3 protein-coding genes are annotated in these 2527 nt (G+C 64.5%); 1 reads left to right on the forward strand and 2 read right to left on the reverse strand.

The features are described 5' to 3' along the window. The coding region (locus QOC69_RS17090; protein WP_526441630.1) for a mannitol dehydrogenase family protein at positions 1-373 on the reverse strand (373 nt) is incomplete at its 3' end. Between the two features lie 156 nt (positions 374-529). Here QOC69_RS17090 and QOC69_RS17095 point away from each other — a divergent pair. Continuing rightward, complete coding sequence (locus QOC69_RS17095) at positions 530-1315, forward strand: IclR family transcriptional regulator (RefSeq protein ID WP_526441634.1); 786 nt, start codon at positions 530-532, stop codon at positions 1313-1315. Positions 1316-1615: 300 nt separating this feature from the next. Here the strand turns inward: QOC69_RS17095 and QOC69_RS17100 are convergent, their stop codons facing one another. Further along, positions 1616-1954, reverse strand: a complete 339-nt coding sequence (locus QOC69_RS17100) for a cyclophilin-like fold protein (protein WP_526441632.1) — start codon at positions 1952-1954, stop codon at positions 1616-1618. Positions 1955-2527: the final 573 nt, after the last annotated feature.

Genomic DNA, 2527 nt, shown 5'->3' on the forward strand with positions numbered 1-2527 from the left:
CGCTTACGGTCAGCGTCAGGATGCGGTTGGCGGGGGCGGCAACCGCGGAGATGAAGGATTCTGGTTCGTCGGCGAGTACGCCGAGGCCACGGTGGACGTCGACGACGGCGGCACGGCGACCCCGCTCCGAGAGCTCGAGGATCGAGTAGCGCCCGTCCTGCGCCCGCATCGCCGTGACTACGTCATGCGAGCGGTTGGCGAAGCCGTAAATACCCCATTCGCCCGACTCTGAGGCGAGGGCCTGCGCGGTGTAGGCGGCAGCATGGGCGCGGTGGAAGTTGCCAAGACCCAGGTGAACGATTCCCGTGGCATCGCCGGCCGATGCACCGAGCAACGCACCCTTCGGGGTGGTCTGACGAGAGAGTCTGGGCATCTATCTTCCGAGTTCGGGCCGTCGCGAGTCGTTCCGTATTATGAACCGTACGTATCGTTATGTGAACCACACTGACACGCGGCTCGAATTGTGTCAAGGGTCACCAGTTTCGGTGTGCCAAGCTCTCGGTACGGCTGCGGAAGGAAGGGGCACGTGATGATGAATGGCGACTTGCCGTCCCCGGTCGGCAGCGTCGACAAGGCCCTCGCGTTGATCGAGTTGCTCGCCGATGCGGGGCCCGACGGCATGGCGCTACGCGACGTGGTCGAGGCAAGCGGGCTCAACAAGGCCTCTGCGCACCGAACGCTGCAAGCGCTGCAACATCGAGGATTCGCCGAGCAAGGCGAGAATCAGCGCTACCGATTGGGTTCGCGCCCAGCGCTTTTGGTGGAACGCTTCCTTCGCGAGGAGAACCTGCCCGCGCTCTTCCGCCCGGCCCTGCTCGCCATCTGCCAAGAGGTCCAAGAACTGGTGCACCTGGGCATCCTCGAAGGCCGTGACGTTCTGTATCTCGACAAAGTGGAACCCGACCGGACTCTGCGCGTGTGGTCCCGGGTGGGCCGTCAGGTCAGTGTGCTCACCACCGCGCTGGGCCGCGCCATGGTCGCTGGGGAGGGTGCATCGGATGCCCAGCTGTCCGCGTACACCGCCGATGGGGATCCCGCGGTCGTCGACAAATTCCGCCGAGCGGTCAGCGAGGCGCGGCTATGTGGGTTCGCCATGGAACGCGAGGAGAACGAAGCGGGGATCTGCTGTGTGGGCGTAGCGCTGAGACGGCCCACCGGACGCCCCGTGGCGGTGAGCATCACCGGACCGAGCAACCGCATGGACGGCGAGCGGCTCGACCGCCTGGGTCACCGGCTGCGGGAAGTGCTCCGAGTTTCGGCGCCGTCAGGCTTTTCGGTTGCGCCAACGTTCGACATGCTGGATGGCGTTCAGTAAGGCACTCCGCGCGCACCAGCCTCCGTGCTGTTAGACACTTGTCCAGAACGATTTGTCTCATCGACGTGTCCTTTCTCAGGACACCTGCAGTGCCGACTGGCTCCGAGGACACTGCCTCCGCCAACCGGCCACGCTGAACGGCGCTCGCCTTACCGGCCAACCCTTGGACGATCCTGACCATCGGGCACTCGCCTAAAGAACGATCGTGACGAGCAATCGCCGCCGGCGAACGACCCGTCGCTCAGCCCCCTTTGGCATCTCTACGATGCCGCGGTGAACCGGCCCCGTCGCCGCGCCCGGTCACGCGATTTCGATGGTGACTTCGAAGCCGTCGGACTGACCTTCGACGAGCGCCAGCTGGTCACTGTCGAAGCGGCCGATGCGCACGATGCCGTTCCAATGGCCGACGTCGCCGTAGTACAGGACCAGGTCCTGTGACGGTGCGTAGTAGCCGATGTCGGCGATTTCGGGGTCACCGCCCTCGGGCACGCCGTCGGTGGTCAGCGGTCGAGCGAGTTTGGCGATCTTCTCCACGCGGTTCAGGTCGCGGAAGGCCAACCTGATCGGGAGTTGGTGAGCGAGGTCGCGGGCGGTGGGGTTGTCGGCCAGTTGAGCGTTGACCTTTTGTCCGGCGATCACAATGCGAAGGTTCGTGAGAGGACTGAACCGCCCCTGCAAGTCCTGTCAACAGCTAAGCGATTGGCAACGCCAGTAGTTCGACGGCGACAAGCCAGCGCAGTTGGATACGTCACGTGACACCGCCGCGTCTTCATCGCCGCTGAACTGCCGCGGCAGGTTCAGGGTCAAAGCGAGCGCCGTCTCCTTCGCGAGGTCGAGGAACTGGTGACGACCACTTGAACGTCACTCGGAAACCAAGATATTTCGGAAGACGGCTGCGCCGTGGGGCTCAGAGCTGCGGAGGCACGGCAACGCATGGGGGGCTCGACGAAATGCTCGGCGCCGCCCGCTCACCTCGGATGCGAGGAGCTCTAACACCGGACAGGGCGTCGTCACCGACGGCGGCGTGATGGCCCGCGGATTGCTCCTAAACAGGTCCGGGCGTGCCCGAACGGACCATTGCATTCCTGGCGGCGCTTAGTTACGTTATTTCTAATCACGTTAATGACGACCAGAGGTGCGCATGTCCGACACGCAGGAGATCCGCGACGCCAACAAGAGGGTTCTCCGCCGCGCGATGGACGCGATCGGCGC

This window comes from Mycobacterium sp., from assembly GCF_032162105.1.
Lineage (GTDB): Bacteria > Actinomycetota > Actinomycetes > Mycobacteriales > Mycobacteriaceae > Mycobacterium.

Bases quoted from the DNA above. Each gene is read 5' to 3' on its own strand.
- QOC69_RS17095 (WP_526441634.1), top strand. From the start codon at position 530: ATGATGAATGGCGACTTGCCGTCCCCGGTCGGCAGCGTCGACAAGGCC.